The organism is Hydrophilobacter chitinilyticus (assembly GCF_049860745.1).
Lineage (GTDB): Bacteria > Pseudomonadota > Gammaproteobacteria > Burkholderiales > Burkholderiaceae_C > Rhodoferax_B.
The window spans coordinates 3,964,589-3,989,434 of the sequence record NZ_CP187561.1 but is presented as its reverse complement, the minus strand read 5'-3'; the positions used below and the strand labels follow the sequence as shown (position 1 = coordinate 3,989,434).

The 24,846-nt window shown below is 61.5% G+C and carries 28 protein-coding genes; 20 read left to right on the top strand and 8 right to left on the bottom strand.

The genetic code is table 11. The features are described 5' to 3' along the window. Positions 1-178 precede the first annotated feature (178 nt). A complete protein-coding gene (locus ACPWMG_RS17795) occupies positions 179-1,699 on the top strand; it encodes a DEAD/DEAH box helicase (protein WP_483300821.1) in 1,521 nt (506 codons plus the stop codon). Positions 1,700-1,813: 114 nt separating this feature from the next. Here the strand turns inward: ACPWMG_RS17795 and ACPWMG_RS17790 are convergent, their stop codons facing one another. Continuing rightward, positions 1,814-2,659 (bottom strand): symmetrical bis(5'-nucleosyl)-tetraphosphatase, encoded by an 846-nt coding sequence (locus tag ACPWMG_RS17790; protein ID WP_483300820.1) that lies wholly within the window; start codon positions 2,657-2,659, stop codon positions 1,814-1,816. Continuing rightward, positions 2,644-2,907 (bottom strand): helix-turn-helix domain-containing protein, encoded by a 264-nt coding sequence (locus ACPWMG_RS17785; RefSeq protein WP_483300819.1) that lies wholly within the window; start codon positions 2,905-2,907, stop codon positions 2,644-2,646. The genes ACPWMG_RS17790 and ACPWMG_RS17785 overlap by 16 nt, the downstream gene beginning before the upstream one ends. 104 nt (positions 2,908-3,011) lie before the next feature. Between ACPWMG_RS17785 and ACPWMG_RS17780 the strand changes: the two genes are divergently transcribed. The 12 genes from ACPWMG_RS17780 (at position 3,012) to ACPWMG_RS17725 (ending at position 11,686) form a co-directional block, all read left to right on the top strand. Then, entirely contained in the window at positions 3,012-3,374 is a 363-nt protein-coding gene (locus tag ACPWMG_RS17780; RefSeq protein WP_483300818.1) for a hypothetical protein, read from the top strand. 282 nt (positions 3,375-3,656) lie between these two features. Continuing rightward, on the top strand, positions 3,657-3,989 hold the full coding sequence (locus ACPWMG_RS17775) for a hypothetical protein (RefSeq protein ID WP_483300817.1): 333 nt from the start codon (positions 3,657-3,659) through the stop codon (positions 3,987-3,989). 117 nt (positions 3,990-4,106) lie between these two features. Continuing rightward, complete coding sequence (locus ACPWMG_RS17770; RefSeq protein WP_483300816.1) at positions 4,107-4,241, top strand: hypothetical protein; 135 nt, start codon at positions 4,107-4,109, stop codon at positions 4,239-4,241. A gap of 71 nt (positions 4,242-4,312) precedes the next feature. Then, positions 4,313-4,522: a major capsid protein gene (locus tag ACPWMG_RS17765; protein ID WP_483300815.1), complete on the top strand. Its 210-nt coding sequence runs from the start codon at positions 4,313-4,315 to the stop codon at positions 4,520-4,522. A gap of 73 nt (positions 4,523-4,595) precedes the next feature. Continuing rightward, positions 4,596-5,027 carry a hypothetical protein gene (locus ACPWMG_RS17760; RefSeq protein ID WP_483300814.1) on the top strand — a complete coding sequence of 144 codons (432 nt, stop codon included), beginning with the start codon at positions 4,596-4,598 and terminating at the stop codon, positions 5,025-5,027. Positions 5,028-5,178: 151 nt separating this feature from the next. Beyond that, on the top strand, positions 5,179-6,552 hold the full coding sequence (locus ACPWMG_RS17755; RefSeq protein ID WP_483300813.1) for a hypothetical protein: 1,374 nt from the start codon (positions 5,179-5,181) through the stop codon (positions 6,550-6,552). Next, positions 6,549-6,836, top strand: coding sequence for a DUF2523 domain-containing protein (locus ACPWMG_RS17750; protein WP_483300812.1), 288 nt, complete (start codon positions 6,549-6,551; stop codon positions 6,834-6,836). The genes ACPWMG_RS17755 and ACPWMG_RS17750 overlap by 4 nt, the downstream gene beginning before the upstream one ends. Next, complete coding sequence (locus tag ACPWMG_RS17745) at positions 6,833-7,918, top strand: zonular occludens toxin domain-containing protein (RefSeq protein WP_483300811.1); 1,086 nt, start codon at positions 6,833-6,835, stop codon at positions 7,916-7,918. The genes ACPWMG_RS17750 and ACPWMG_RS17745 overlap by 4 nt, the downstream gene beginning before the upstream one ends. A gap of 387 nt (positions 7,919-8,305) precedes the next feature. Next, entirely contained in the window at positions 8,306-9,232 is a 927-nt protein-coding gene (locus ACPWMG_RS17740) for a rolling circle replication-associated protein (RefSeq protein WP_483300810.1), read from the top strand. A gap of 34 nt (positions 9,233-9,266) precedes the next feature. Beyond that, positions 9,267-9,611 (top strand): hypothetical protein, encoded by a 345-nt coding sequence (locus tag ACPWMG_RS17735; RefSeq protein WP_483300809.1) that lies wholly within the window; start codon positions 9,267-9,269, stop codon positions 9,609-9,611. Positions 9,612-9,720: 109 nt separating this feature from the next. Then, positions 9,721-10,341: a recombinase family protein gene (locus ACPWMG_RS17730; RefSeq protein WP_483300808.1), complete on the top strand. Its 621-nt coding sequence runs from the start codon at positions 9,721-9,723 to the stop codon at positions 10,339-10,341. Positions 10,342-10,381: 40 nt separating this feature from the next. Next, positions 10,382-11,686: a hemolysin family protein gene (locus ACPWMG_RS17725; RefSeq protein ID WP_483300807.1), complete on the top strand. Its 1,305-nt coding sequence runs from the start codon at positions 10,382-10,384 to the stop codon at positions 11,684-11,686. 78 nt (positions 11,687-11,764) lie between these two features. On the opposite strand, the gene ACPWMG_RS17720 is transcribed toward ACPWMG_RS17725, so the two are convergent. From ACPWMG_RS17720 to ACPWMG_RS17700, 5 genes are all read right to left on the bottom strand, one after another. Further along, positions 11,765-12,781, bottom strand: coding sequence for a GlxA family transcriptional regulator (locus ACPWMG_RS17720; RefSeq protein ID WP_483300806.1), 1,017 nt, complete (start codon positions 12,779-12,781; stop codon positions 11,765-11,767). A gap of 17 nt (positions 12,782-12,798) precedes the next feature. Then, positions 12,799-13,425 carry a DJ-1/PfpI family protein gene (locus ACPWMG_RS17715; RefSeq protein WP_483300805.1) on the bottom strand — a complete coding sequence of 209 codons (627 nt, stop codon included), beginning with the start codon at positions 13,423-13,425 and terminating at the stop codon, positions 12,799-12,801. Further along, positions 13,422-13,988 (bottom strand): cysteine hydrolase family protein, encoded by a 567-nt coding sequence (locus ACPWMG_RS17710; RefSeq protein WP_483300804.1) that lies wholly within the window; start codon positions 13,986-13,988, stop codon positions 13,422-13,424. Before ACPWMG_RS17710 ends, ACPWMG_RS17715 begins: the two co-directional genes overlap by 4 nt. Positions 13,989-14,114: 126 nt before the next feature. Further along, positions 14,115-14,756 carry a LysE family translocator gene (locus ACPWMG_RS17705; RefSeq protein ID WP_483300803.1) on the bottom strand — a complete coding sequence of 214 codons (642 nt, stop codon included), beginning with the start codon at positions 14,754-14,756 and terminating at the stop codon, positions 14,115-14,117. A gap of 59 nt (positions 14,757-14,815) precedes the next feature. Beyond that, positions 14,816-15,838 (bottom strand): aldo/keto reductase, encoded by a 1,023-nt coding sequence (locus ACPWMG_RS17700; RefSeq protein WP_483300802.1) that lies wholly within the window; start codon positions 15,836-15,838, stop codon positions 14,816-14,818. A 109-nt stretch (positions 15,839-15,947) separates the two neighbouring features. On the opposite strand from ACPWMG_RS17700, the gene ACPWMG_RS17695 reads away from it, so the two are divergent. Both ACPWMG_RS17695 and ACPWMG_RS17690 read left to right on the top strand, forming a co-directional pair. After that, positions 15,948-16,847 (top strand): LysR family transcriptional regulator, encoded by a 900-nt coding sequence (locus ACPWMG_RS17695; protein ID WP_483300801.1) that lies wholly within the window; start codon positions 15,948-15,950, stop codon positions 16,845-16,847. A gap of 269 nt (positions 16,848-17,116) precedes the next feature. Continuing rightward, positions 17,117-18,763: a methyl-accepting chemotaxis protein gene (locus ACPWMG_RS17690; RefSeq protein ID WP_483300800.1), complete on the top strand. Its 1,647-nt coding sequence runs from the start codon at positions 17,117-17,119 to the stop codon at positions 18,761-18,763. A 69-nt stretch (positions 18,764-18,832) separates the two neighbouring features. Here the strand turns inward: ACPWMG_RS17690 and purM are convergent, their stop codons facing one another. After that, positions 18,833-19,873 carry a phosphoribosylformylglycinamidine cyclo-ligase gene (purM, locus tag ACPWMG_RS17685; protein WP_483300799.1) on the bottom strand — a complete coding sequence of 347 codons (1,041 nt, stop codon included), beginning with the start codon at positions 19,871-19,873 and terminating at the stop codon, positions 18,833-18,835. 218 nt (positions 19,874-20,091) lie between these two features. Between purM and ACPWMG_RS17680 the strand changes: the two genes are divergently transcribed. The 5 genes from ACPWMG_RS17680 (at position 20,092) to folK (ending at position 24,843) form a co-directional block, all read left to right on the top strand. Then, a complete protein-coding gene (locus ACPWMG_RS17680) occupies positions 20,092-21,171 on the top strand; it encodes an AI-2E family transporter (protein WP_483300798.1) in 1,080 nt (359 codons plus the stop codon). A 14-nt stretch (positions 21,172-21,185) separates the two neighbouring features. After that, positions 21,186-21,872, top strand: a complete 687-nt coding sequence (hda, locus tag ACPWMG_RS17675; RefSeq protein WP_483305282.1) for a DnaA regulatory inactivator Hda — start codon at positions 21,186-21,188, stop codon at positions 21,870-21,872. A 139-nt stretch (positions 21,873-22,011) separates the two neighbouring features. Beyond that, entirely contained in the window at positions 22,012-22,704 is a 693-nt protein-coding gene (locus ACPWMG_RS17670) for an HAD family hydrolase (RefSeq protein WP_483300797.1), read from the top strand. Further along, positions 22,701-24,341: a polynucleotide adenylyltransferase PcnB gene (gene pcnB / locus ACPWMG_RS17665; RefSeq protein ID WP_483300796.1), complete on the top strand. Its 1,641-nt coding sequence runs from the start codon at positions 22,701-22,703 to the stop codon at positions 24,339-24,341. The genes ACPWMG_RS17670 and pcnB overlap by 4 nt, the downstream gene beginning before the upstream one ends. Further along, positions 24,334-24,843, top strand: coding sequence for a 2-amino-4-hydroxy-6-hydroxymethyldihydropteridine diphosphokinase (gene folK / locus ACPWMG_RS17660; protein WP_483300795.1), 510 nt, complete (start codon positions 24,334-24,336; stop codon positions 24,841-24,843). The genes pcnB and folK overlap by 8 nt, the downstream gene beginning before the upstream one ends. Positions 24,844-24,846 lie beyond the last annotated feature (3 nt).

The following is a 24,846-nucleotide window of genomic DNA, read 5'->3' as shown; positions in this document are numbered from 1 at the left end:
GCGGAAAGCCAGCAGATCGTTCAGATCCGCTGGCTTTTCTGCTTCTGGGGCCGGGGTGACCCTGTGTGGAAGGCGGTCTACGAGAGGGAATTTTCGTTTTATACGATAATGCTGGTCTTCCCATTGCCGATTGCGCGCAATGTGCTATCAACTTGATAGCCTATCAATGCTGGATTTGATGATCGATACCCCTTTGGATTCTTTTTCGCAGCTGCAGCTTGCGGAGCCTCTTTCCCGTGCCGTCGCCGACATGGGTTATACGGCGATGACGCCTATTCAGGCGCAAGCCATTCCTGTCGTGCTGCAAGGGCGCGACGTGATGGGTGCCGCGCAAACGGGCACCGGCAAAACGGCCGCGTTCTCGCTGCCCTTGCTGCAACGCATGTTGCGCCACGAAAACCATTCGACCTCGCCTGCGCGCCATCCGGTGCGTGCGCTGGTGCTGTTGCCCACGCGTGAGTTGGCCGACCAGGTGGCCCAGGCCATCAAGTCGTACGCCAAGCACACGGGCCTGCGCTGCGCTGTGGTGTTTGGGGGCATGGACATGAAGCCCCAGACGGCAGAACTGAAAAAGGGCATTGAGATTCTGGTGGCCACGCCCGGCCGTCTGCTCGATCACATCGAAGCCAAGAACGCGGTGTTGAACCAAGTTGAGTACGTGGTGCTCGACGAGGCTGATCGCATGCTCGACATCGGCTTCCTGCCCGACCTGCAGCGCATCTTGAGCTACCTGCCCAAGCAACGTACCACGCTGCTGTTTTCGGCCACGTTCTCGCCCGAGATCAAGCGCCTGGCCAGCAGTTACCTGCAAGACCCGGTCACCATCGAAGTTGCGCGCTCCAACGCCACGGCCTCCACGGTGGAGCAACATTTCTACAGCGTCAACACCGACGACAAGCGCCGCGCCCTGTTGCAGATCATCCGGGCTCGCGAAAACAAGCAGGCCTTTGTGTTCGTCAACAGCAAGCTGGGCTGCGCACGCCTGGCACGTTCGCTGGAGCGTGATGGCCTGAAAACGGCTGCCCTGCACGGCGACAAGAGCCAGGACGAACGCTTGAAGGCCCTCGACGCGTTCAAGAAAGGCGAAGTCGATTTACTGGTGTGTACCGATGTGGCGGCCCGTGGCCTGGACATCAAAGATGTGCCGGCGGTGTTCAACTTCGACCTGCCATTCAATGCCGAAGACTACGTGCACCGCATTGGCCGCACGGGCCGCGCTGGTGCCTCTGGCCTGGCCGTGAGCTTTGTGGCCAGCTCGGATGCGCGCTTGGTCAGCGACATTGAAAAGCTCATTCGCACCAAGATCGAATTGGAAGCGGTGGAGTTCGAAGAAGACACGCCACGCATCAAAACCCAAGGCCGCATCAACGATGGCCGCCGTGCCTGGGGTGGTGATGATCCACGTGACGTGATTGACGATGTGCGCCCCGGCCGCAGCAGCCATGCTGGCAGCGGTGCCAGCGCTGCACCGGCCCGTAGCCCACGCCCCAGCACGCCACGTGCTTCGCGCGATCCGTTCTTCGACAAGCCCTACGAGCCAAGTGCTGCGCCAACCGAAGCCACGCCTGCGTGGGAAGCTTCGATGCGCAAGAACATGGGCAAGGGTATCTCGACCAACATCAAGCCCAAGCGCCGGGTCGCGGCTTTGTTTCAGGCCAAAGCAGAGCCCGCACCGGTCAACGCCACCGCCGACGTTTAAGGTCAGGTTGGCACACACGCGTCAGGCGTGTGATCCAGAAAAGCGCAGCCCGAGGGTTGCGCTTTTTTTTGCCGCGTACTTTGTCGGCGTACTGTCGAAGCTAATCTTCTTGGCTTACTTTCCAGGCTGCTGTGCCTGCGCGCACTGCACCTGCACCAGCGTGTGCTCGGCCAATGTGCGGCCCACGCGCAAGGCGCTGAGCTTGCCGCCCCATACACAACCGGTGTCGAGCGACCATACATCGGGCCGCTCTAGCCAGCCCAATGTTGACCAGTGTCCAAACGCCACGGTGATGCCCGCTGTTTGCCGGCTCGGCACGTCAAACCACGGCATGTAGCCCTCGGGCGAGGTGCCAGCGCCTTCCTTGCTTTCAAACTCCATGCGCCCATCGGCGCTGCAAAAGCGTAAGCGCGTGAGCGCGTTGACGATGACGCGGATGCGCTCCATCCCCTGCAGCGTATCGCTCCATTGGTCGGGCTGGTTGCCATACATCTGGCTGAGGAAGTCGGGCAGGGCGGGGCCCCGCAGCACAGCCTCTACCTCGGCGGCAAGGCTGATGGTTTTCTCGGCGCTCCAGCTTGGCAACACACCTGCGTGCACCATCAGCAGCGGTGCGCCGTCCACATGCTCCAGCAGCGCCATGTTTTGCTGGCGCAGCCAATCGAGCATGGCCTGCCGATCGGGTGCGGTGAGGATGTTTTGCAGTGTGTCCAGACGATGTGCTGGGCGCACACCATGCGCGGCGGCCAACAGGTGCAAGTCGTGGTTGCCCAGCAGGCAACGCGCGGCAGCGCCATAACCCGCCAGGCGCCGAAGCACTGCAGCCGAGCTGGGACCGCGGTTCACAAGGTCGCCCAACAGTACCAGCGTGTCGCGGCTTGGAGAGAAATCTATCTTCTGCAACAGTTGCTCCAGTGCACCGTCGCAGCCTTGTATGTCACCAATCAAGTACGTTGCCATGCGTCTTTTGCGTGTGCCCACACGTGTGCCCATTTGGGGCGCAGTGCCATCACGGTGTCGAGGATCGGCAGTCCTGCCTTGTCAGCGAAGTAGGCGACTTCATCGGTGCCCAGTTCGCTCTTGCCTGTGCGCCATTCGCTGATTCGGTTCTGCGATACGCCAATCTCGCGGGCCATCTCGCCAAACGCAAGGCCACTTTTGTATTTGGCTTGATCAATGAGAGTTCTATTGTCAATAGTAATATTCAATTGGGTGCTCCTGGATTTAATTACCTATTTACGGTAAATTATCTTTAATTCGGAAAAGGTATTTATTCCGAATATCGGTAAGTTTAATCCCCATGGAGCGGCCCATGCAAATCACCCCTTTTTACGCAGCCCTCTCGGGGGACCTAGACAAAGTCGATGGTCGCTCATCAGCCGAGTCACCCTCGGTGGGCTGCACCATTCCTACGCGTGTAACCATGGCGCCACGTGGCTATTCGTGGCACGGCGACCGGCTGCAAAGGGATGAGGACGGCACGCTGTTTGAATCAGCCGAGTCACCCTCGGTGGGCTGCACCCTCAAACGCGGTTCTCTCGTCGTTAAGTCCGGCGTGGAATACCGCATCGCCAGCGTCACTAAAAAAGGCGTTGTGACCCTGAACCACAAGTGCGGCGGCTTCGCGATGTATTCGCATATCAACGCCTGCAAGCAACTGGAGTTGTCGCTGTGAGCGCTCAGTCACCCTCGGTGGGCTGCACCCCTTCGCCCCGTGTCCTCGTGCCTATCTTCGTTGCGGGCAACTCAGCGTTAGTGCATGCGCTGGTTGGCTACAACGTCGCTGACTCTGGCATGAGCGAGCGTGATAGGCAGGTCGTCTTAGAGCGTGCGCAGATGCGGTGGGATGCGCTTTTGAGTGCTGCTGGTTATGTCGAGTGAGCGTGTCCCCTTGAGCCTTGCGAGCAGGGTTCACGGGCGCACGTTCGCCTAACTCACTAACTCCAGAAAGCAAACCATGTCCCAAGTTTTTTCCTCCCGCATCAACGTCCTCGTTGTCGAAAACGAAGAGCGCACAAGCAAGCGCACCGGCAACAAATACAACCACTTCAAAGCCTCTTGCGTGGTGCTCGATGACGCGGGCGCTGTCATGACCGTTGGCGCGTTGCGCTCCGACCAAATCATTCCTGAACTGCGCGATCAGTTGAAGCCCGGTGTAAGTGGCTTGTTCCGTGTTGGCTACGGTCTGCGCGTTCCAGACTTTGGCGAGCAAAAGGGCGATGTGGTGGCAATGGTCACCATGCTCACGCCTGAAAAGCCCGCCGCTCCTGTGGCTGCTCCAAAGGTCTAACGCCATGGAATCGCAAGTACTCGGTCTGTGCTTGTTGCTGGTGGCTGTGGCGCTCGTGTGCTCGTTGATCGCTGCTGCCATCACGTCCGCGTTTAACCGCTCTTTGGGGCGTTAAACATGGACATCAACGTTGATTGGGCAGCGTTCTGGTTTGGCTTCATTTCCGCTGCCCTGGTGCTCGTCGTTTGGGCTTTCGTGTCGTTCATCCGCGATCAGCGCGCACGCCGAAAGCTCAAGCCCTGGCGCTTCTGAGATTCCAGACTGAGGCGCATCTGTGGTGTGCCTTGGCCTGCGATCTTGCAGGTTTACCCGTCGAGGTGTTTATGAAGAAAAAGTTGTTGGCCCGTCTGGCCGTTGTCCAAGCTGCCGCCCTGTTGGCTGCTGGTGCTGCTCACGCTGAATTGCCCACCGCCGTGACCACGGCCATTACTGGCTACCAAACCGACGCCTTGGCCGCTATCGCTCTGGTGATGGCTGCCGGTGTGACGATCTGGGGTCTGATGAAGCTGGCTTCCAAGATGGGCTGGCGTTAAGCAGTCAACGGTCTAGTTGGCTGATTCATGGGGCTGTGCACGGCTCCATCTGTAAGCCTACTGAGGGGAAAAAATGGACACCTGCAACAGTTGGCAAGCTCCTTTCGAGATGCCCTACAACAGCGCCTTTAAGGGCAGTACGGCACAGGGTGTGTGCACAGCCTGGGGCAACTCCATGTCCTTTGGTTACCCGCACACCGCGACCTACGATGGTGAGATCTGTCACTTCTTCATGGCCGCCGATCCAAACGATCCTGAGTCGGTCGATTACAGCGACGGTGCTCCCATCACGCAGGTTTGCGAAGCCGCAAATGCTGGTGGCGGTCAAACCATCAACTGCGATGGCGCTTGCTCTGTTTCGGTCGAACTCAAGGCCGCACCTCCTGACCCTGAAAACGTCGCCGATATCGGCATGCTTTTCGGGCTTTTTCTCGTTTCAGCAGTGCTCGTGTTTTGCGCACGTGAGCTGCTCAATCTTTTCCGGGTGAACCCACATGAGGACTAAATACCATGCCTTCATCAATCGAAATTTATGTCACCTTGGGCTCGCTCTTGCTGCTCTGGGTGGCCTTCAGGTAGCCCACGCACAGAACCCCGCAAATTACGGTTCTTTCGTCACCTCGGGTGGCATCCAAGTCTGGACCGGCCCCGGCCCCGTGGTGACAAAACCGCCGACTGGTGTCAACTGGTCGCGTGTCTTCCAACAGAGTGCAGGCGCAGCGACTGACGTCATAGTCAAAGACACCGGCGCTGTTGCCTTGCGTAACGGTGCGTCTGTGGCCTTGACGGCATCTAGGCTCGTCACGGGTGCCAACATCCTGGCCGCCACGCGTGCGCTGGCTGGTGGGCCTGTAGGGCTGGCCCTGTTGGTCGGCATTCCTGCCTTCCAGTTGTGGGTCAACCAAAACAACACGCGCATGGGGTCGGGTGTTGGTGACAAGCCTTTCGAGGTGCTGGACACACAGCGCACCTGTGTCATGCCACCTGACAAGCTGCAAGGCTATCCCGCCTGGGTCCAGTCGTACGCGCAAACCTATATCGACGTTGGCGGGCAGGGCTACGCCCTCACGAAATATGAGAACAACGTGTGCATTTACGGCGTGCGCTTGATCTACCCGCGGAACAACGTGGACATGTTTATCGAGTACTGGTCCGCTGCCGTGACTGAGGGCGTTTGGGTGCCCGCGTCCATGGACGATATCGCGCCCTACCTTGAGCCTCGCCCTGTCACGCCTGCGTACTTGCCTGCGCTGCTGGATTCCGGCGCCAAGGTCAACAGCACGCCCAATGGCATCACCGGCCCTACTACGGCTCCGGCTGAACCCCCTGTCAAAAACACCACGCAGGTGCCCACGCCACCAGTGTCTACCACCACGACATACCGCCCCGGCAACCCTAGCGGCTTGGCTCCCAATGCGCCCACGGTGACCAGTGAGACGACGGGGTCTACACCGACTACGGTCAACGGTAAGCCGGTCAACCAGCCGAACAAAACGGTCACCGAGTCCACCTATGACCCGGACACCAACCGCACCAGTGACACCACCACGACAACGCACACGCCGATACGCGTCGAAGAGACGACAAGCAACACCACCAACATCACCTACAACACCAACACGGCCACGGCCACGACGACCAGCACCACGACGACCACGGTCATCAACAACACGACCAATAACGTCATCAACAACACCACCACGGGCGGTGACGTCAAGCCCAGCGAAGAGGCCACCGACCCTTGCAAACAGAACCCTGATGCGTTGATGTGTGCCAAGCCCGATCTGGACACCCCTGATGGTGAGATTCCAAAGGTCTCCAAAACGGTCACCTACACAGAGGAATCTATCTTTGGCTCTGGCTCATGTCCGGCTGACAAGATCGTCACGCTGCACACCGGCCAGTCGCTCAAGGTCTGGGACTTCGCTAAAACCTGTGAGGTCATCAACACTGGTGTTGCGCCCATCTTCCTGCTGGCCGCTGCTTACTCCGCGTTTTTGATCCTGGCGCTAGGCAAGGCCGATATATGAAAATCGGCACTTGGCTCCTGTCGCTTCTGCAGCCTGCGCTCGCTCGCATCCTGACGGCCTTGGGCTTTAGCGTTGTCTCGATCACTGGCTTTGAGGCTGCGATCACGGCGCTTAAAAATCAAATGATTGCCAGCGTCAACACCCTGCCTGCGGACATGCTGCAACTGTTTTTGTTTGCCGGTGGTGGCCGCGCTCTGGGCATGATCTTCGGTGCCATCGCAGTGCGTGTGATGCTGTGGCAGATACAGAACGCCACCAAAATTCTGGGTGTTAATCCCTCATGATCACCATCATCACCGGCACCCCTGGCGCGGGTAAGACCCTCTACGCGATTTCCAAGCTGCTGCGCTCTCTGGTGGGCACGTTCGTCGAGCAAGAGGTCGATGGCGTCAAGGTGCAAATTCCTCGAACGATCTTCACCAACATCAACGGTCTTTTGATCGACCACGAGTTGATTGATGAGCGTGAGGGCGGCGGTCTTCACGACTGGCACAAGTGGGCCAAACCCGGCTCTGTCATCGTGTTTGATGAGGTGCAACGCGCATGGCCGCCACGGCCCAATGGCTCTAAGGTGCCTGAGGATTTGAGCGCGCTCGACACCCACCGACACATGGGCGTCGACTTCATTTTGATCACGCAAAACGTGATGCAGGTCGACCGCCATATCCACGCCTTGGGCGGTCGCCATCTGCACGTCCGGCGCATGGGCAATATGGGCTTGACGATCGTGTACGAGTGGGACCACGTGAGCCGTCAACTGATGTACAGCAAGGCCCTCACCAAGTCGCCTTGGCGTTACGACAAGTCTGTGTTTCAGCTCTACAAAAGTGCTGAGTTGCACACCAAACAGCCGCGCAAGCTGCCTGGTCTGGTTTGGTTCATCGCGGCCGGCTTGATCGGCCTCACCTACTTCATGCCCACCGTCTACGGCCGCATACAGGACCGTGTAGCGAACGGTGGCGCGGCTCCTGGTACTGGTGTGGCCTCGCTCGCAAAACAGCCGGGCACACCAGCCCTGCCAGCGTCTGCGCCCTATGGTTCCGGCTTTCCCACCATGCCTCCGCCAAACCGTCGTGGTGGCCCTCTCGGCACGCCAGTTGACGCGCCTGAGGTGATGGCTGGTTGCGTGTCCATGCGTGGCGTCTGTAGCTGCTTCAACAGCAAGGGCGCAAAGGTCAACGCAGAGCCTGAGGTGTGCCTCGCCAGCGTTGGCGCTGACCGTCCTACGTTGGTGGCTCGTCTCCCTGATTCGTTGCGTGAGCATGCGACGCCTGCTGCGCCCGGTCGGTGGACGGGCTTCGTGGATGCCCCTAAGCCTTACCACCTCACGGTGGGTGATGTGGTGGCCACATTCCACAAGCCATGACCGCGGCATAGCCAGCCGCGCGGGTCGTATGCGGCGCTGCCGCCCCCTGACTGTTTCACCTCACGCGCAAATGCACTGTTCTGCACCTCCCTGTTTCACCGCGTGGCCGCGCTGCGCTGCTGCTGGTTCGTCCTCGTGCCATGAAAAGCCGTATCCGCTGGCTGGTGGCGTTCATGAGGGTTGTGTGATGGGGGGCTGGCCTGCCGCCGCTGGCAAGCGTCAGCGCAGCCAAGCGGCGCGCAGCGCCGCTAATTTATTACTAAGACACTTTGGAACATACACCTTGGGCGGTTCGGATTTCCCCGGCGTAGCCGGTTAAAAAAATATCCCCGCAACGGCGGCAACCGTTCGGGGACGTGATCACAGCTAAACGTTAGGAGCGCTGCAATGAGAAAAATTGTATTCGGTATCGAGATGGAAGGCCACAGGGCTGACGATGAGTTCGAAGTTCGCACTTGGGAGTGCAACGGCGTGCTAGAGCGCTCGCTACGGCCCGTCACGAAGTGGGAAGAGGTCGCAGACCACGGCTTCCACTACGTGCAGGAAAAGGAGACGCTAGAGGACCGTTTAGCGGCCTTGCTGGTGTCTCGTGAGCGTGCCCCTGGCAAGCTCGTTGAGAAGATGATCGCGGAAGTGCTCGAGGAGATCAAAGAGCGCGATCTAAAGAACCTGAAGCGCTCGGCCACGCGTGCCAAACAGCAGTGCCGCAGGGCCATCATTCAAGAAAAATTTGATGAGCTTCTAACGCTCACGTACCGCGAAAACCAGTTGAGCCGCGCGCTGTGCAAAAAGCACTTCAAAGAGTGGGTGCGCCGCATGTCGCGTGCCCTTCCTGGCTTTCGCTACGTCGCCAGCTTTGAGCGGCAGGAGAGGGGCGCAATGCATGTCCACCTCGCCACACACAAGCTGCCCACGCACGCGACGTTTAAAGGTGTCAAGGTCAAGGCTTGGGAACTCGGCACCAAGGTCTGGCGCTCCATCGTGGGGGACAACAACGGTCTGTGCTTCGTCGGCGGTAAATCGCGCTTTGGTGGTCGCGCAACGCACCGGGGGCTGGCTCAGGTGGCGGCCTACGTGTCCAAGTACATCATGAAAGACTTTGAAGAATCGCCCCCTGGCAGCAACCGCTACAGCCGCTCTGTGGGGCAGGCGGTGGCTAAGTCTGAAGTGATGTACTTACGCGGCTGCACGTTCGCTGAAGCTATCGCGGTGTGCTTTGAACTCGGTGAGGGTGATGTGCTCGTTTCGCACCGGCTGAATAAGTACAAGGATGCGACTTGGCTTTGTGTCGATAGGGGGAGGTCTCCTGTTTGAATCGCTTTGATACATTGCGGTCTGGAGGTACTCGATGGGTATTCAGGACCGTGACTACTACAGGCAAGATTACGCAGAAAAGAACGGCATGCGATATGACCCTCAGCGGTCTGTTTATATGCCCAGAATGTTTAGGCGCCGTTCTGGGCCTCCTGATGGGTCTGGAGCGCCCTCTGGCTGGATTAAACAGGTCGTTGTTTGGGTAGGCCTGCTGGGGGTCGTGTTTTTTGCTTTCAAATTTATTGAACAGCGTAAGTATGTCGTCCTTCTTGAGAGGCAAATGGCTGCTCAGCAGCAAGTCATTCAACAGCAAAAACGTGAGTTAGAGGCATTTAGGAAAGAGGGGGGACCTCGGCCACGGGTGGATTTCTTTAAGTGAGCGGCACTCGTAAAAATGTCAGGTTTTCTGCGTAGCGGCACGCGCTTTTTGGCCTTTTGGTTTTGGCTAGGACATGTAGATTTTTAGTCCGTTACAAAGGAGTTGATCGATGCTGATTGGTTATGCGCGTGTCTCATCTAACAAACAAGAAACCGACTTGCAGCTTGATGCTTTGAGGTCTGCTGGTGTCCGTGTCGTTTATTCCGAGAAGGCTAGTTCGGTCGGCAAGCGGCCTACGTTGCGGCAGTTGCTTTCTGAGGTCGGCCCTGGTGATGTGGTGATGGTTTACAAGCTTGATCGAGTGGCTAGGTCGCTCAAAGACCTATTGGAAATTCTCGAAAGCGTGGCCGCTGTTGGAGCGTCGATTCGGTCACTCACAGAGTGTTTTGACACCACCGGTCCCATCGGTGAATTCATCGTTCAGATACTCGGCGCTGTTGCTCAGCTTGAGCGCTCAATCATTCGTCAACGTGCGATAGCGGGGCAGGTGGCTGCGCGTCGTCGTGGTGTTCGTTGGGGTGGTGCTCGCGTGGCTTTTACGCCGTGGGAGTCTGAGGTGATTTACCGGGCTAGAAAAGAGGGTTGGCCGGTGTGGGTGTTGGCTGAAATGTTCGGTGTATCGCGTTGCACGATCTCACGGGTGACGATGAGGAAAGACAGTCCGCACCTAAAGCAGTTCCAGCGTACGCCTGTGCTTGGGGCCTTTCTGAATCAAGCCGCGTGTCAATGATGAAGTACATTGCCATGGTATTCATTCTTACATTGGTTCCATGGATTTCCTGCTGATCGCTTTTTTGACATTGCTCAATGGTGTGTTTGCCATGTCCGAGTTGGCACTCGCATCCAGCCGCAAGGCGCGGCTGACGGCAATGGCCGAAAGTGGCGACAAGGGCGCGCAGGCCGCGCTCCAATTGCTGGAAGACCCCACGCAGTTTTTATCCTCTGTGCAGGTGGGCATCACGTCCATCGGCATGCTCAACGGCATTTTGGGTGAGGCCGCCTTCAGCGACAGCCTGGCCCATTGGCTGCAGGGTCTGGGGGTTCCGGGGCAACCGGCCGAAATCACGGCCACGGCACTGGTGATCACCGTGATCACCTTTGTCACCATTGTGTTTGGCGAGCTGGTCCCCAAGCGCATTGGGCAGCTCTACCCCGAGCCTGTGGCGCGCTTTGTGGCGCGGCCCATGACCTGGGTGGCGCGCGTGGCCAAGCCGTTTGTGCGTTTGCTGTCCATCAGCACGTTGGCGGTGTTGAAACTGCTGCGCGTCGACAACGCGGCGGGTCGTTCCATGACCGAAGAAGAGATCACCGCCAGCCTGGACGAAGGCCGCGAGGCCGGTGTGATTGAGGAACACGAACACCGCATGGTGCAGAACGTGTTCCATCTGGATGACCGCCCGCTCACGTCGCTGATGGTGCCGCGTGCCGATATGGATTGGCTGGAGGCCAGCGACACCGTGGCCCAAGCTTTGGACAAAGCCGCCAGCGGTGGCGAGCGCACCACGCATTCCTGGTACCCCGTATGCCGTGGCTCGCTTGATGACGTGATGGGCGTGATCAGCGTGGCGCGCTTGCTCGAATTGGGCACGGCGCATGTCGGCAGCATTGATGCACACGCCCAGCCCGCCGCTTTCTTACCCGAAACCTTGAGCGGCATGGAGTTGCTGGAGCAGTTCCGCGCCAAGTCCGCACGCGTGGTGTTTGTGGTCGATGAATACGGCGTGGTGCAGGGCATGATGACGCCGCGCGACCTGCTGGAGGCTATCACCGGCGAATTGCGCCCGCAAACCGAGGGCGATGCCTGGGCCACGCAGCGTGCCGACGGCAGTTGGTTGCTGGACGGCCTGATGCCCGTGGGCGAGATGAAGAGCCAGCTCGACATCCGCGCCGAGCTGCCCGAAGAAGACCGTGGCCGCTACAACACCGTGGCCGGCTTGCTGCTGTCGGTGTCTGGGCACTTGCCCACCGTGGGCGAGACCATCGAGTGTGCGGGTTGGGTGTTCGAGGTGGTGGACATGGATGGTCGTCGTGTCGACAAGGTGTTGGCGACGGTGATGGCCGATCAGCCGGCTTGAAACGCCCTTGTTGAGGGCTTGAAAAAAAAAGCCCTCTAGCGCTTTCTGAGTATGCGCAAACAGCTCTTCATTTAATAGCTATTGAAGGCCCGTACGGCGTGCGGTACCGCTGCTCCCGCGCGGCCACTGCGATGGCGGCGCATTACGTCCCGCCTGGCGCCAGGTGCGCCGCAGTTGCGTATCTGAAGTAAACCCCGCGTCGGCCGCTGCTTGCGTGACGTTGCCACCCGCGCGCAACACGCGTTCGGCCAGCGCCAAACGCAGACTACGCAAGTATTGCAGCGGCGACACGCCCGTGTGCTCCAAAAACAGCCGCGCCAAATGCCGAGGCGACACGTGCACCAGCGCGGCCATGCGTGGCACGCTCCAGTCGTCTTGCGGCTGCGCGCTCACCGCGTCTTGCAGGCGGTGCAAGGCAGCGTGCAAATGGTTGCGGTGGGCGAGAAAGGGCGAGAGTTCTGGGTCTTGCGCGCTACGCCGCTGCGCCACCACCATGCGCTGCGCCACACGCGCGGCCAACGCTTCGCCGCAGTGGTCGGCAATGCGTTGCAGCATCAGGTCGAGTCCAGCCGTCACACCCGCGCTGCTGTAGATGGGCGCGTCGTCCACAAAGACGCGGTTGGCTATCACGTCGCAGCGCGGCTCCACCTGCTGCAGCTCGGCCAGATGGTGATGGTGGGTGGTGGCGCGGCGCCCAGCCAGCAGGCCGGCGTGGGCTGCCAGCAAGGTGCCTGCGCAAATGGCGACCAACTCCAACCGCTGGCGCTGCAAGCGCAAGCCGCGCAACCAGTGCAACAGCGTCCGCGCCGCATCGCCGCTCACGTCGATGGTGCTGCCGGGCATGCCGACCAGCACGACCCATGTGGGTTGGCTGCCAGCCGACAGGTCTGGCAACGGTGCCAAGCCTGACAGTGTGAGCCCCACCGAGCCCTGCGTCTGCGGCGTGGGGCTGACGAATTCCATCGTGAAGCGCGCGGGCGCGCCGCTGCTCAGTAGGTCTTGGTTGGCCATGCGCAGCGCCTCCGCCGGGCCTGCCCAGTCGAGCACCAGGCTGTGGTCGAGCAAGACGAACAGGACGCGGATGGGAGCGGACATGGCGATAGCAGGCGCGATTAGATCGGCTCGGGCCGGTACGGGTAGTCCATCTGCCGCGCGGTGCGCTCGGCCAACGCGGGGCTGGCCAGACGTGCCACCAAATGCAGGCTCATGTCGATGCCCGCGCTGATGCCGGCGGACGTGACGATGCGGCCGCCTTCTCCATGCGTCACCCAGCGCGGCGCTTCTTCCACCTTCAGCCACGGGTAGCGCTGGCGCAGGTCGTCAATATCTTCCCAGTGCGTGGTCACCGTGGCGGGTTCGCCCTTGGGCAGCACACCGCTCTCGGCCAGCAAAAACGCGCCAGTGCACACCGATGCGGTGATCTGCGCCTGGTCGCTGGCCTTGGCAATCCACGCCAGCGTGGCGGGGCAGGCTTCGGCCTGCGTGGTCACGCCGCCGGGCACGATCAGCACATCGGCCTTGGGCGCGTTGGCGAATGTGTGCTCGGCCACGATGGCCAAGCCCGCGCGGGCGCGCACGGGGGCGTCGCCCCGCGCCACGCACACCACGTTGAACAGCGGCGCCGCGTCAGGCCGCACGCGCAGTCCCATGCGTGTGGCGGTGGTGAAGACCTCGTACGGGCCGGCCAGGTCAAGCGCTTCAACGTCGTCAAACGCGAGGATTTGGACTTGCAGGGTCATGCGGCCACCGCCAGTTCTTCAAGAGCCTGCGCGGTGTTGACGATGCGCGCAAAGCGGCCCGACAAGACGGTAGCAGTGCGGGCGTTGATGTCTGCAGCGCGCAGCGTGCTGCCATCGGCCTGCGTCATGTCCCAGGTGTGGTTGGCGTCCAGTACAAAGTCCACTTCCCAGCCCAGGTCGGACGCGTGGCGCGTGGTGGTTTCGCAGCATTGCTCGGTGCGGATGCCGCTGACCAGCAAACGCTGCACGCCGTTTTGTGTGAGCCACACATCCAGCCCAGTGCCCACCAGCGCGCTGTGGCGGCTTTTGGTGAAGGTTGCTGCGGGTGTGAAATCGACCAAACCTTCCAGCGGGCGCACGTGGCCAGAGGCGGCAGAAAACGGGTTCTCGGCTGTGTTGGCTCCGCTGCTGTGCAATACACGCACCACCGGCACGCCTGCGCGCACACAGCCTTCAATCAGCGCGTTTTGCGCTTGCAGATAGGCGGGCAGGGCATCGGCTGTAAAGAACGGGCGGTGGCGAAACGACTCTTGCACGTCGATCACTATGAGACATTTTTTCATGGCGCAGTACTTTCAGATGGAGAAGCTTGTTGCGCTTGATTGTGCTGCGGCAGCGGCCAATACAAAAGGCGCCAAAAGACCAGATTAGATCATTTTGGGACAAGCTTTCACCTGACGCCTAGCGCCTCATCGGGACTGCAGCGCGACGCGCAAACCCAGCGAGATGAACAGCACGCCAATGATCTTGTGCTGCCAGCGGCTGAGCCACGCCATGCGTTTGACCAAGCGGCCCAGAGGGCGCATAGACAGCACCAATAGCGTGGTGTACAGCGCGCTCAGCCCCACGAAAATCAGCCCCAAGACGCTGAATTGCAGGAAGGTCGAACCGTGTTCGGGGTGCACAAACTGCGGCAGGAAAGCCAGAAAGAACAGCGCAGTTTTGGGGTTGAGCAGTTCGGCGGGGATGGCTTGCAAAAAGGCTTGTGAGGCTGTGACCACCTTGGCCACCGGCAAGTCGCTGGCGCTTGCGGTGTTGTCAGCGGCCTTGGCGCGCAGTGCGCGAATGCCCAGGTAGACCAGATACGCCGCCCCGGCCCACTTCACCACGTTGAAAGCCAGGGCCGAGGTCATCAGCAACGCTGACAAACCCACGGCCGCGCATAGGGTGTGGATGAAGTCGCCTGCGGCCACGCCCAGGCCAGTGGCAATGCCGACCTTGCGTCCGCCTTGCACGGTGCGCGTCAGCACCAGCAGCACAGCGGGGCCGGGGATTAGAAACAGGCCCAGCACCACCGCCACAAAGGCGCCCAAAGTTGCAAGTTCAAACATGGGGAGCCTTTCATGTGGGCGTGAGTGGTGTGAAGGGACGGTGAAGGGAAGGATGCAGTCTAGCGCGTCTCCACACCCGCCCAACCCGCATCTGGATAACGCGCGCCTTGCACGCTGCCGGGCGCAAACAAGGTGTTGAGCTGCTGCATCACCGCATCCGGCAATACCAGTGTGGTGGCCGCCAGGTTCTGCGCCAGATGGTGCTGGCGCCGCGTACCAGGGATCGGCAGCACGTGCGGTTGGCTTTGCAGCACCCAGGCCAGTGCGATGGCGGCCACGGGTTGGCCGAGCTGGTTAGCGAAGTCGGCCATGGTGGCGTGCAACTGCTGGTTGGCCTGGCCGGCTTCGCCTTGAAAACGCGGCAGTGCGCGGCGAAAGTCGTCGGCGGCCAGGGTGTCGTTGGCCGGCGGTTGGTTGGTCAAGAACGCGCGGCCCAGCGGGCTGTAGGCGACAAAGGCGGTGCCCAGTGCGCGGGTGGCGGGGAGGACGTTGGCTTCGGCGCCGCGCTCCCACAGCGAATACTCGCTTTGCACGGCGGCCACCGGGTGCACCGCGTGCGCGGCACGCAGGGTGTCGGCGCTGACTTCAGACAGGCCGATCGCTGCAATCTTGCCTGCTTGCACCAGGTCAGCCAGTGCGCCCATCATGTCTTCCACCGGCACGTCGGGGTTGCGGCGGTGGCAGTAGTACAGGTCGATACGTTCCACGCCCAGGCGGCGCAGCGAGGCTTCTACCGCGGTGCGGATGTAGGCCGGTGAGTTGTCGATGCGGCGCTCGTATTGGCCGGGCTGGCGCACGATGCCGAACTTGGTGGCCACCACCAATTCGGCGCGTTGGCTGGGCGACAGCTCGCGCAGAAAGCGCCCCAGCAACTCTTCGTTGTGGCCAAAGCCATAGGTGTCGGCCGTGTCGAAATGGGTCACGCCCAGGTTGCGCGCGGCGTGCAAGGTGGCCACGGATTCGGCGTCGTCGTGCTGGCCGTAGAACTCACTCATGCCCATGCAGCCCAGGCCGAGGGGGTGGACATGGTGGCCGGCGAGCGGGCGGGTTAGTGGGCGGGTAATGGTGGTTGGGTTTGTCATGGTGATGCGGCGTTGGGTTGGCAAAGAGGTGATCATCTGCCATCCATGCCTGCCGCACAATTCGCATTTGATCGCACGCACTGTGCATTCTGGCTACACAATGCCGCCTATGCCAACCCCCGAACTCCTGCATCTCCGTGCCCTGGCTGCCGTGGCCGAATGGGCCAGCTTTCGCCGTGCTGCCGTCGTCATGAATGTGTCGCCCTCGGCCTTGAGCCAGGCGGTGCGCACGCTGGAGCAGTCGCTCGGCGTGCCGCTGTTGCAGCGCACCACGCGCAGTGTGGCGCCCACCGAGGCGGGCAAACAACTGCTGGCCGAGTTGCGCCCGCTGCTCGCAGGGCTGGACGCGGCCATGGCCAACGTCGGGCAATTTCAAACTGAGGTGCGCGGCACGCTGCGGCTCAACCTGCCACGCAGTGCCGCCAGCTTGTGGATCGAGCCGCTGCTGGGTGGTTTTTTGAGCGCGCATCCCGGCATTCATTTGGAGGTGAGCACACAAGATGCCATGGCCGATATCGTGCCCGGCGGCTTTGATGCTGGTGTGCGTTTTCCCGAGTCGTTGCCGCGCGACATGGTGGCGGTGCCCGTGGGGCCGGAGCAGCGCTTCACGGTGGTGGCCACCCCCGCCGTGGCCCAAGCGCACGGCGTGCCGCTGGTGCCCGAGGATTTGCTGGTGCGCCCGTGTGTGCGCCAGCGCTTTCCCAGCGGTGCGTTGTACCACTGGCAGTTTCGCAAGGGCGACGTGGCCAAGGCGCTAGACGTCAACGGCCCGCTCACCGTCGACGACCAGCGTTTGGCCTTGGGCGCCGCGCTTGGTGGTGTGGGTTGGGCGTATGTCTATGAAGCCATGGCGGCCGCAGACATTCAACGCGGCAATTTGGTGCAAGCGCTGCTGGATTGGTGCCCGCCAGAACCGGTTTTTCAGCTTTATTACCCGGGCCGCCGGCAAGTCAGCCCGGCTTTGCGTGCGTTTATCGATTGGGTGAAAGCCGCGCCAGTCAAGGTTTAACGGCCAGTTCGCCTGATAAATCAATCAAAAGAAATCATTTGCGCAGATTGATGGCTAAACCATTAGAAATAGTTCGCATTTGATTGACAAATAAATTACATTCCCGTGCCACCGATCAAACAGCAAACCAAATAGGTTGAATGTGAGATGGCGGCAATTGGTGCAGCTTTTGTCTTAAATGGTTCACGATGGTGCGTTATCGCGTTGCGTCAGGGCTTGGGCAAGTGCGGCTGGCTTTCCCCAAGTTTTTGTAGCGAATGGAATGAACGATGTCGACGTCTGCGCAATGGACTGTACGAACCAAGCTCACGGCCGCTTTTGGTGGTCTGGCTTTTCTGGTTTTGCTCACCTCTGGTTTGGCGGTTAAAGAATTAAGTGACGCCAACCGCGTTTTCGTGGGCTTTGTCGATGGCATCGATGCCCGCGCCCAATTGGCCGAGCAGGTGCGCACGGCAGTCGACCGCCGCGCCATAGCGGCGCGCAACCTGGTACTGGTCACCAAGCCTGCGGACATTGCCGTTGAAAAGGCGGCGGTGGTGGCCGCACACAGTGACGTGCTGGCGCGCTTGGCCAAGCTAAAGGAACAAATGTCGCAGCCCGGCGTGACCGCCACAGACAAACAACTGGTGGCCGAGATCGACAAGATTGAGGGCGCCTACGGCCCGGTGGCGCTGGCCATTGTCGATCTGGCGCTGCAGCAGAAGCGCGAAGAAGCCATTCTCAAAATGAACGATGAGTGCCGCCCGCTGCTGGCGGCGCTGGTGGGCAAGGCTGAAGAGTTCTCGCGCACCACCGAGGCCCGCGCGCAGCAACTGATTGCCGAGGCAGAGGCGCAGTTTGTAGTGGCGCGGCGCTTGTTGGTGGCAGCCTGCGTGCTGGCTTTTGCGGCAGCAGCCGTGGCAGGCATCTGGCTCACGCGCAGTTTGTCGCGTTCGCTGGGCGCCGAACCCGGCACCCTGGGCGAAGCAGCGCAACGCGTGGCCGACGGCGATTTGCGCCCCGTGGTGGGCGTGCAAAACGCGCCGGCGGGCAGCGTGTTGGCGTCGTTGGGTGCCATGCAGCAAAGCCTGGTGCACATCGTGGGGCAGGTGCGTGGTGCGTCTGATTCCATTGCCACCGGCTCGGCGCAAATCTCCACCGGTAACGCCGACCTGAGCCTGCGCACCGAGCAGCAAGCCAGCGCGCTGCAAGAAACCGCTGCCACCATGACCGAGTTCAGCACCACCGTGCGCCACAACGCCGACAACGCTAGAACCGCCAGCCAACTGGCACAAGATGCCTCGGGCGTGGCCACCAAGGGTGGCGAGGTGGTGTCGCAAGTGGTCAGCACCATGCGCGGCATCAACCAAAGCTCGAACAAGATTGCCGACATCATCAGCGTGATCGACGGCATTGCGTTCCAAACCAACATCCTGGCGCTGAACGCGGCGGTAGAAGCCGCGCGCGCCGGTGAGCAAGGGCGCGGCTTTGCGGTGGTGGCCAGCGAAGTGCGCAGCCTGGCGCAGCGCAGTGCCGGTGCTGCCAAAGAAATCAAGGCCTTGATCAACGACAGCGTGGCACAAGTGGGGCAGGGCACAGCCCTGGTCGACCAAGCCGGTCACACCATGCAAGAGGTGGTGGAGGCGATTCACCGCGTGAGCCTGATCGTCAGCGACATCAGTGCCGCCAGTGCCGAGCAAAGCACGGGCGTCACGCAGATCAGCCAAGCGGTGGCGCAGCTGGACAACTCCACCCAGCAAAACGCCGCCCTGGTGGAAGAGAGCGCCGCCGCCGCGCAAAGCCTGGAAAACCAAGCCCAGCAGTTGGTGCAGACGGTGGCCATCTTCACGCTGGCGGGTGATGCCGCTGTGGTGGGCGAGCGCTCTACTGGACGTTTGCCTGCGCCGCGCAAAACCTTGGCATTGACCGCCGCTTAGTCTGTTGACCGCATAAAAAAAGGCCCGCTGGCAAAACCAGCGGGCCTTTTTGTTTGGATGCCTAGGGTGTTAAGCCACAACCACCGCAGCACCTTCGCCACGCGCGGCGATCGTGCCAATGGTGTAGACCTGTTCACCGGCTGCGCGCAGCGTGGCGGCCGTGGCTTCGGCTGCGGCCGCAGGCACCACCACCACCATGCCGATGCCGTTGTTGAACGTGCGGTTCATCTCGTAGTCGTCGATGCCGGCGGTCGTTTGCAGCCAGGCAAACAACTCGGTCTTGGGCCAGCTACCGGCCTTTAAATGTGCGGCCGTGCCTACGGGCAACACGCGTGGAATGTTTTCCAGCAGACCACCGCCGGTGATGTGCGCCAGCGCCTTGATGGGGTGTGCGGCCAGCGCGGCCAGCACGTTTTTCACGTACAGGCGGGTGGGTTCCATCAGTGCTTCTTTGAACGGCTTGCCGTCCAGCGTGGCAGGCAAATTAGCGGCCGCACGCTCAATGCACTTGCGCACCAGGCTGAAGCCGTTGGAGTGCACGCCCGAAGACGCCAAACCCAGCACCACGTCGCCGGGCACCACGTCTTGGCCCGCCAAAATCTTGCTCTTTTCCACCGCGCCCACGGCAAAACCGGCCAAGTCGTATTCGCCCGGTGGGTACATGCCGGGCATTTCAGCGGTTTCGCCGCCAATCAAGGCACAGCCAGACAATTCGCAACCCTTGGCAATGCCGCCGACCACCGCTGCGGCGGTGTCCACGTCGAGCTTGCCGCAGGCAAAGTAGTCCAGGAAGAACAGCGGCTCGGCGCCTTGCACCAGCACGTCGTTCACGCTCATGGCCACCAGGTCGATGCCCACGGTGTCGTGCATGTTCCATTCAAACGCCAGACGCAGCTTGGTGCCCACGCCGTCGGTGCCGCTCACCAGCACGGGTTCTTTGTAGCGCTTGGGCACTTCAAACAGCGCGCCAAAGCCGCCAATACCGGCCAGCACGCCTTCGCGCATGGTTTTCTTGGCCATGGGCTTGATGCGGTCGACCAGGGCGTCACCTGCGTCGATGTCGACTCCGGCGTCCTTGTACGAGAGGGGCGTGGCGTTGGATGAGGTCATGTTGAAGCTGCTTGGAAGAAAACCAGTAAAGGGAAAGGGCAGAAACAGGGCGCGCGGCGCGAAGAAGTGCACGCATCCCTATAGAATTTGCCTGATTTTAAGGGCTACTGCCCACCCCGGCGTCCTGCAACCGACTCTGCAGTGCTCTGCCGGTACTCTCGTCCAGTTCCAACCCGTCGCTTCGCAGCGTCCCTCATGTTCGTTTTGTCCGTTTTTTCATGCAACTGACCTCGACCCAACGCCACGCCCTGGCCTGGTTGTCGATTGCCGCCGTCGCCATTCTGGCGCTGTGGTTGCTGGGGCCTGTGCTGGTGCCGTTTGTGGTGGCCGCCGTGCTGGCGTATGGGTTGACGCCTGTGGTCGACCGGCTCGACCACGCCGCTGGCGGACGCGTGCCGCGTGTGCTGGCGGTTGTTGTGGTCGAGTTGGTGTTTTTGCTGGCGCTGATGGCTTTGTTTTTGTTGATCGTGCCCATCGTGGCCAAAGAAATTCCGCTGCTGCGCCAGCAACTGCCGCGTGGGCTCGACCGCTTCAACGACTGGCTGCAGCCTTTGTTGGCGCAGTGGGGCCTTAAAGTTTCGTTCGACATTGCCAGCCTCAAAACCCTGGTCAGCCAGTATTTGACCGACAACACCGAGCAGTCGTTGGCCTCTGCCTTGTCGTCGCTCAAACTGGGTGGCAGTGTGGCGCTGGCGGTGGTGGGCAATGCGGTACTGATTCCAGTGGCGTTGTTTTACTTGCTGATGGACTGGAAACCGTTTATTGCGCGCCTCAAAGAACTGGTGCCCGTGCGCGTGCGCCCTGGTTTTGACAGCTTCACCCACGAGGCCGACGAAGTGCTGGGCCAATACCTGCGCGGACAAATTCTGGTGATGCTGATCATGGCCACGTTCTACAGCATTGGCCTGGCGTTGTTTGGGCTGGATCTGGCGCTGCCGATCGGCCTGTTCACCGGCTTGGCGATGTTTGTGCCGTACCTGGGCTTTGGTTTGGGGCTGGTGCTGGCCACTTTGGCCGGCTTGCTGCAAATGGGTTTGGTGCAGGTGCTGGTGATGCTGGCCGTGGTCTTTGGCCTGGGCCAGTTGCTAGAGAGCCTGGTGCTCACGCCGCGCCTGGTGGGCGAGCGTATTGGCCTGCACCCGTTGGCGGTGATTTTTGCGTTGCTGGCGTTCGGCCAGTTGTTTGGTTTTGTGGGCGTGCTCATCGCTTTGCCGGCCAGCGCCGTACTGCTGGTGGCCATTCGCCGTGTGCGTGCGGGCTACCTGGCCAGCCCACTTTATAACGGGGGCAAGGTGTGACGCAGCCCCGGCATATGCAGCAGATGGTGTTGGACATTGGCCTGGTGTCGGGCCCCACACTGCACAACTTTTTTCCCGGTGCCAACGAAGCGGCGCTTCGCCACCTGCAGTTGTGGGCCGGGCCTGAGACTAGCCAGACCACGCGTTCGCCGGTGCCCAGCTACATCTGGGGCCCCAGCGGCAGCGGCAAAACGCATTTGCTCAAAGCCGTGCGCGAGTCGCTGCGCGAGCAGGGCGCGGTGGTCGGCTGGCTCGACCCGAGCGAGCTGTCGCCGCCCGAGTTCGACGAGCGCTGGGCCGCTATCTTGATGGACGACGTGCACCTGTTCAACGCCGAGCAGCAGCATGCCGCTTTCAAGTGGTTCGTCAATGCGCAAACCTGGCAACGTTGGGTGTTGGGGGCGGGCGATGCGCCGCCGGCCGACTTGAAGCTGCGCGACGACCTGCGCACCCGCCTGGGCTGGGGCCACATCTACGCGCTGCAGTTGCTCAATGAAGACGAGCGCCGCGCCGTGTTGCAGTCAGAGGCCGAAGCGCGCGGGCTGGAACTCAGCACCGAAGTGGTCGACTTCATGCTCAAGCGCTTCAGCCGCGACCTGGGCAGCCTGATGCAACTGCTCGACCACCTCGACCGTTTTGCCATGCAGACCCAGCGCGGGCTGACGATTCCCCTGATCAAATCCATGCTGGAAAACTTGTGAACACCCCCAGACTTGCCCACTTCGTGTGGCCGCCAACCCCCTTGCAGGGGGCAACGCCAGCGGCCCGGCAAAGCCGGTTCCGCGGCGTTCCCCACGAAGAGGGCGCGCCCAGTAATCTCTATCGGCACCCAAGGCAAGCATGAAAAAGCTGGCGCTATTCGACCTGGACCACACCCTGCTGGCCATCGACTCCGACTATTCCTGGGGTGTGTTCACCACGCAGATCGGCTGGACCGACCCGGCCGAATTCAAGCAACGCAACGATGAGTTCTACGCCCACTACAAGGCCGGCACGCTCGACATCCACGACTATGTGCGCTTTGCCACCGATGCCGCACGCCAGCAAGGTGCTGCAAAATCAATAGCTGCCCACGCTGATTTCATGCGCACCATGGTGCTGCCCGCCATCACGCCGCAAGCGCGCGCGCTGGTGCGCCAACACCAGGACGCGGGCGACATGGTGGTCATCGTCACCGCCACCAACGATTTTGTGACGCGCCCGATTGCCACCGAACTCGGCGTGCAAGAACTGCTGGCCGTGGAGCTGGCGCGCACCCAAGGTGAGGGTGGCCAACCCGGCTGGATCACCGGCGACATCCACGGTGTGCCTTCGGCGCGCGAGGGCAAGGTCACGCGTGTGGCGCAGTGGCTGGCCGCGCGCGGGCTCGACTGGGGCGACGTCGACATCACCTTCTACACAGACTCCATCAACGACCTTGCGCTGATGGAAAAGGTCAACCACCCGGTGGCGACCAATCCCGACGACCGGCTGCGTGCGATAGCGCTTGAGCGGGGATGGCGCATACTCGACCTGTTCCAAAAATTAACATGATCAAGCAATTCATCGACAAGCTTCTCGGGAAGAAACCCGCCTCCGCTGCTTCGGCCAAGAAAAACAAGCTCGGCAAACGCGTGGAAGTGGGCCCCGCAGTCCACGGCATCGACCCCCATCTGGTGGACGAACGCGCCATCGGTGTGGTCACCACCTTGCAACAAGCCGGTTTTGAGGCCTACATCGTCGGCGGCGCCGTGCGCGACCTGCTGGTCGGCATGCGCCCCAAAGACTTCGACGTGGCCACTAATGCCACGCCCGAGCAGGTCAAAGGCCTGTTCCGCCGCGCCTTCATCATCGGCCGGCGCTTTCGCATCGTGCACGTGGTGTATGGGCGTGGGCGTGAGCACGAGGTGATTGAAGTCTCGACCTTCCGCGCGCAGATGGACAACGCTGCCGCCGAGCAGGTCAAAGGCAACGAACGCACCAGCAAGAACGAGCTGGCCAATATGAAGCATGCCGTGGATTCGAGCGGCCGTGTGCTGCGCGACAACGTGTGGGGCCCGCAAGATGAAGACGCTGCGCGCCGCGACTTCACCATCAATGCGATGTATTACGACCCCAAGAGCCAGATGGTGGTGGACTACCACGGCGGCATGGCGGACAGCAAAAAACGCATCATCCGCATGATTGGCGACGCCGCCACGCGTTACCGCGAAGACCCGGTGCGCATCATCCGTGCCGTGCGGTTCAGTGCCAAGCTGGGCGCGCTGGGCTTCAAGCTGGAGCCGAAAACCGCCGCACCCTTGGTCCACTCGCAAAAGCTGCTGGCCGATGTGCCGCAAAGCCGCTTGTTCGACGAGATGCTCAAGCTGCTGCAGACCGGCCACGCCATCGCCACGATCGAGCAGCTCAAGGCGCTCGGCATGGCTACCGGCATCTACCCGCTGCTCGACGTGGTAGTGGAGCGTGCCGACCAAGCCTTTGTGCGGGCCGCCCTGCAAGACACCGACCGCCGCGTGGGCGAAGGCAAACCCGTGGCGCCGAGCTTCTTGCTGGCCTGCGTGTTGTGGGCCGACGTGCGCGAAGGCTGGGACCAACGCCAGAACAAACACCGCCAGCCGCCGTTTGCGGCGCTGCAAGACGCCATCAACGACGTGTTCGACTCGCGCATTGGCGATGTGTCCGGTCGCGGCAAGCTGGCCGGCGACATGCGCGAAATCTGGCTGATGCAGCCACGCTTTGAAAAGCGCACCGGCAGCGCCGCCTACAGCCTGATCGACCAGCCACGCTTCCGCGCCGCGTTCGACTTCATGCGCCTGCGCGCCGACACCGGCGAGATCGGTGAAGCCCTGGGCGAATGGTGGCAAGAATTCAGCGTGGGCGACGACGACAAACGCGAAGACCTGCTGGCCCAAGCGCGCGAAGAAGCCAACCAACGCCAACGCGTGGTGCGTGTGCCGCGTCAAGCCGCGCCTGCTGCACCGGCTACTGAAGGTGCGGCCAAACGTGCCGCTCCAGCGAAGCGCGCGGCGTCCTCGCCCGCGCCAGCGAGTGATGGCGACGAAGCTGCCGTGGTGGCCGAGTCTGCCGATGGCGCAGCCGCGCCACGCAAACGCCGCCGTCGCCGTAAACCGGCGGGCGCAGGGCGTGCAGACGGCGGAGGCGCTACGCCTGGCGCTGGCGGCGGTGACTGATTTTCCTGGCCTCGGCGCGCGGCCTGAAGTACGGGCCTTTGTCGCGCTGGGTGCCAATCTGGGCGACGCGGCTGGTGCCTTGCATGCTGCCAGCGTGGCCATTGCCGCACTGCCCGGCACCCGCCTGGTACACGGCTCGTCGCTCTACAGCAGCGCGCCTATAGACTCCAGCGGCCCTGATTACCTCAACGGTGTTATAGAGGTTTTAACCCGCTTGAGCGCGCCAGATCTGCTGCAGCAGCTACAAAACATAGAGCAGGGCGCAGGCCGCGAGCGACCTTACTTCAACGCGCCCCGCACGCTTGATCTCGATTTGCTGCGCTATGGCCAGGCCCTGGTCGACAGCCCACAGCTCACGCTGCCGCACCCGCGCATGTTGCTGCGCGCCTTTGTGCTGCTGCCGCTGGCCGAGATTGCGCCCGACCAGGTCACCCCCGCACAATTGGCGGCGGTGCGAGACCAAAGCATTGAACGCTTGCCCGGCCCCACTCTGCACAGCTGAAGG

Coding starts and splice junctions, on each gene's coding strand:
- ACPWMG_RS17680 (WP_483300798.1), top strand. CDS start 20,092: ATGCAACTGACCTCGACCCAACGCCACGCCCTGGCCTGGTTGTCGATT.
- ACPWMG_RS17740 (WP_483300810.1), top strand. CDS start 8,306: ATGAGAAAAATTGTATTCGGTATCGAGATGGAAGGCCACAGGGCTGAC.
- ACPWMG_RS17710 (WP_483300804.1), bottom strand. CDS start 13,988: ATGAAAAAATGTCTCATAGTGATCGACGTGCAAGAGTCGTTTCGCCAC.
- ACPWMG_RS17720 (WP_483300806.1), bottom strand. CDS start 12,781: ATGTCCGCTCCCATCCGCGTCCTGTTCGTCTTGCTCGACCACAGCCTG.
- ACPWMG_RS17730 (WP_483300808.1), top strand. CDS start 9,721: ATGCTGATTGGTTATGCGCGTGTCTCATCTAACAAACAAGAAACCGAC.
- ACPWMG_RS17670 (WP_483300797.1), top strand. CDS start 22,012: ATGAAAAAGCTGGCGCTATTCGACCTGGACCACACCCTGCTGGCCATC.
- ACPWMG_RS17745 (WP_483300811.1), top strand. CDS start 6,833: ATGATCACCATCATCACCGGCACCCCTGGCGCGGGTAAGACCCTCTAC.
- purM (WP_483300799.1), bottom strand. CDS start 19,873: ATGACCTCATCCAACGCCACGCCCCTCTCGTACAAGGACGCCGGAGTC.
- ACPWMG_RS17725 (WP_483300807.1), top strand. CDS start 10,382: ATGGATTTCCTGCTGATCGCTTTTTTGACATTGCTCAATGGTGTGTTT.
- ACPWMG_RS17735 (WP_483300809.1), top strand. CDS start 9,267: ATGGGTATTCAGGACCGTGACTACTACAGGCAAGATTACGCAGAAAAG.
- ACPWMG_RS17770 (WP_483300816.1), top strand. CDS start 4,107: ATGGACATCAACGTTGATTGGGCAGCGTTCTGGTTTGGCTTCATTTCC.
- ACPWMG_RS17750 (WP_483300812.1), top strand. CDS start 6,549: ATGAAAATCGGCACTTGGCTCCTGTCGCTTCTGCAGCCTGCGCTCGCT.
- ACPWMG_RS17790 (WP_483300820.1), bottom strand. CDS start 2,659: ATGGCAACGTACTTGATTGGTGACATACAAGGCTGCGACGGTGCACTG.
- ACPWMG_RS17715 (WP_483300805.1), bottom strand. CDS start 13,425: ATGACCCTGCAAGTCCAAATCCTCGCGTTTGACGACGTTGAAGCGCTT.
- ACPWMG_RS17765 (WP_483300815.1), top strand. CDS start 4,313: ATGAAGAAAAAGTTGTTGGCCCGTCTGGCCGTTGTCCAAGCTGCCGCC.
- ACPWMG_RS17775 (WP_483300817.1), top strand. CDS start 3,657: ATGTCCCAAGTTTTTTCCTCCCGCATCAACGTCCTCGTTGTCGAAAAC.
- ACPWMG_RS17760 (WP_483300814.1), top strand. CDS start 4,596: ATGGACACCTGCAACAGTTGGCAAGCTCCTTTCGAGATGCCCTACAAC.
- hda (WP_483305282.1), top strand. CDS start 21,186: ATGCAGCAGATGGTGTTGGACATTGGCCTGGTGTCGGGCCCCACACTG.
- ACPWMG_RS17690 (WP_483300800.1), top strand. CDS start 17,117: ATGTCGACGTCTGCGCAATGGACTGTACGAACCAAGCTCACGGCCGCT.
- ACPWMG_RS17795 (WP_483300821.1), top strand. CDS start 179: ATGATCGATACCCCTTTGGATTCTTTTTCGCAGCTGCAGCTTGCGGAG.
- ACPWMG_RS17780 (WP_483300818.1), top strand. CDS start 3,012: ATGCAAATCACCCCTTTTTACGCAGCCCTCTCGGGGGACCTAGACAAA.
- ACPWMG_RS17700 (WP_483300802.1), bottom strand. CDS start 15,838: ATGACAAACCCAACCACCATTACCCGCCCACTAACCCGCCCGCTCGCC.
- pcnB (WP_483300796.1), top strand. CDS start 22,701: ATGATCAAGCAATTCATCGACAAGCTTCTCGGGAAGAAACCCGCCTCC.
- ACPWMG_RS17695 (WP_483300801.1), top strand. CDS start 15,948: ATGCCAACCCCCGAACTCCTGCATCTCCGTGCCCTGGCTGCCGTGGCC.
- ACPWMG_RS17705 (WP_483300803.1), bottom strand. CDS start 14,756: ATGTTTGAACTTGCAACTTTGGGCGCCTTTGTGGCGGTGGTGCTGGGC.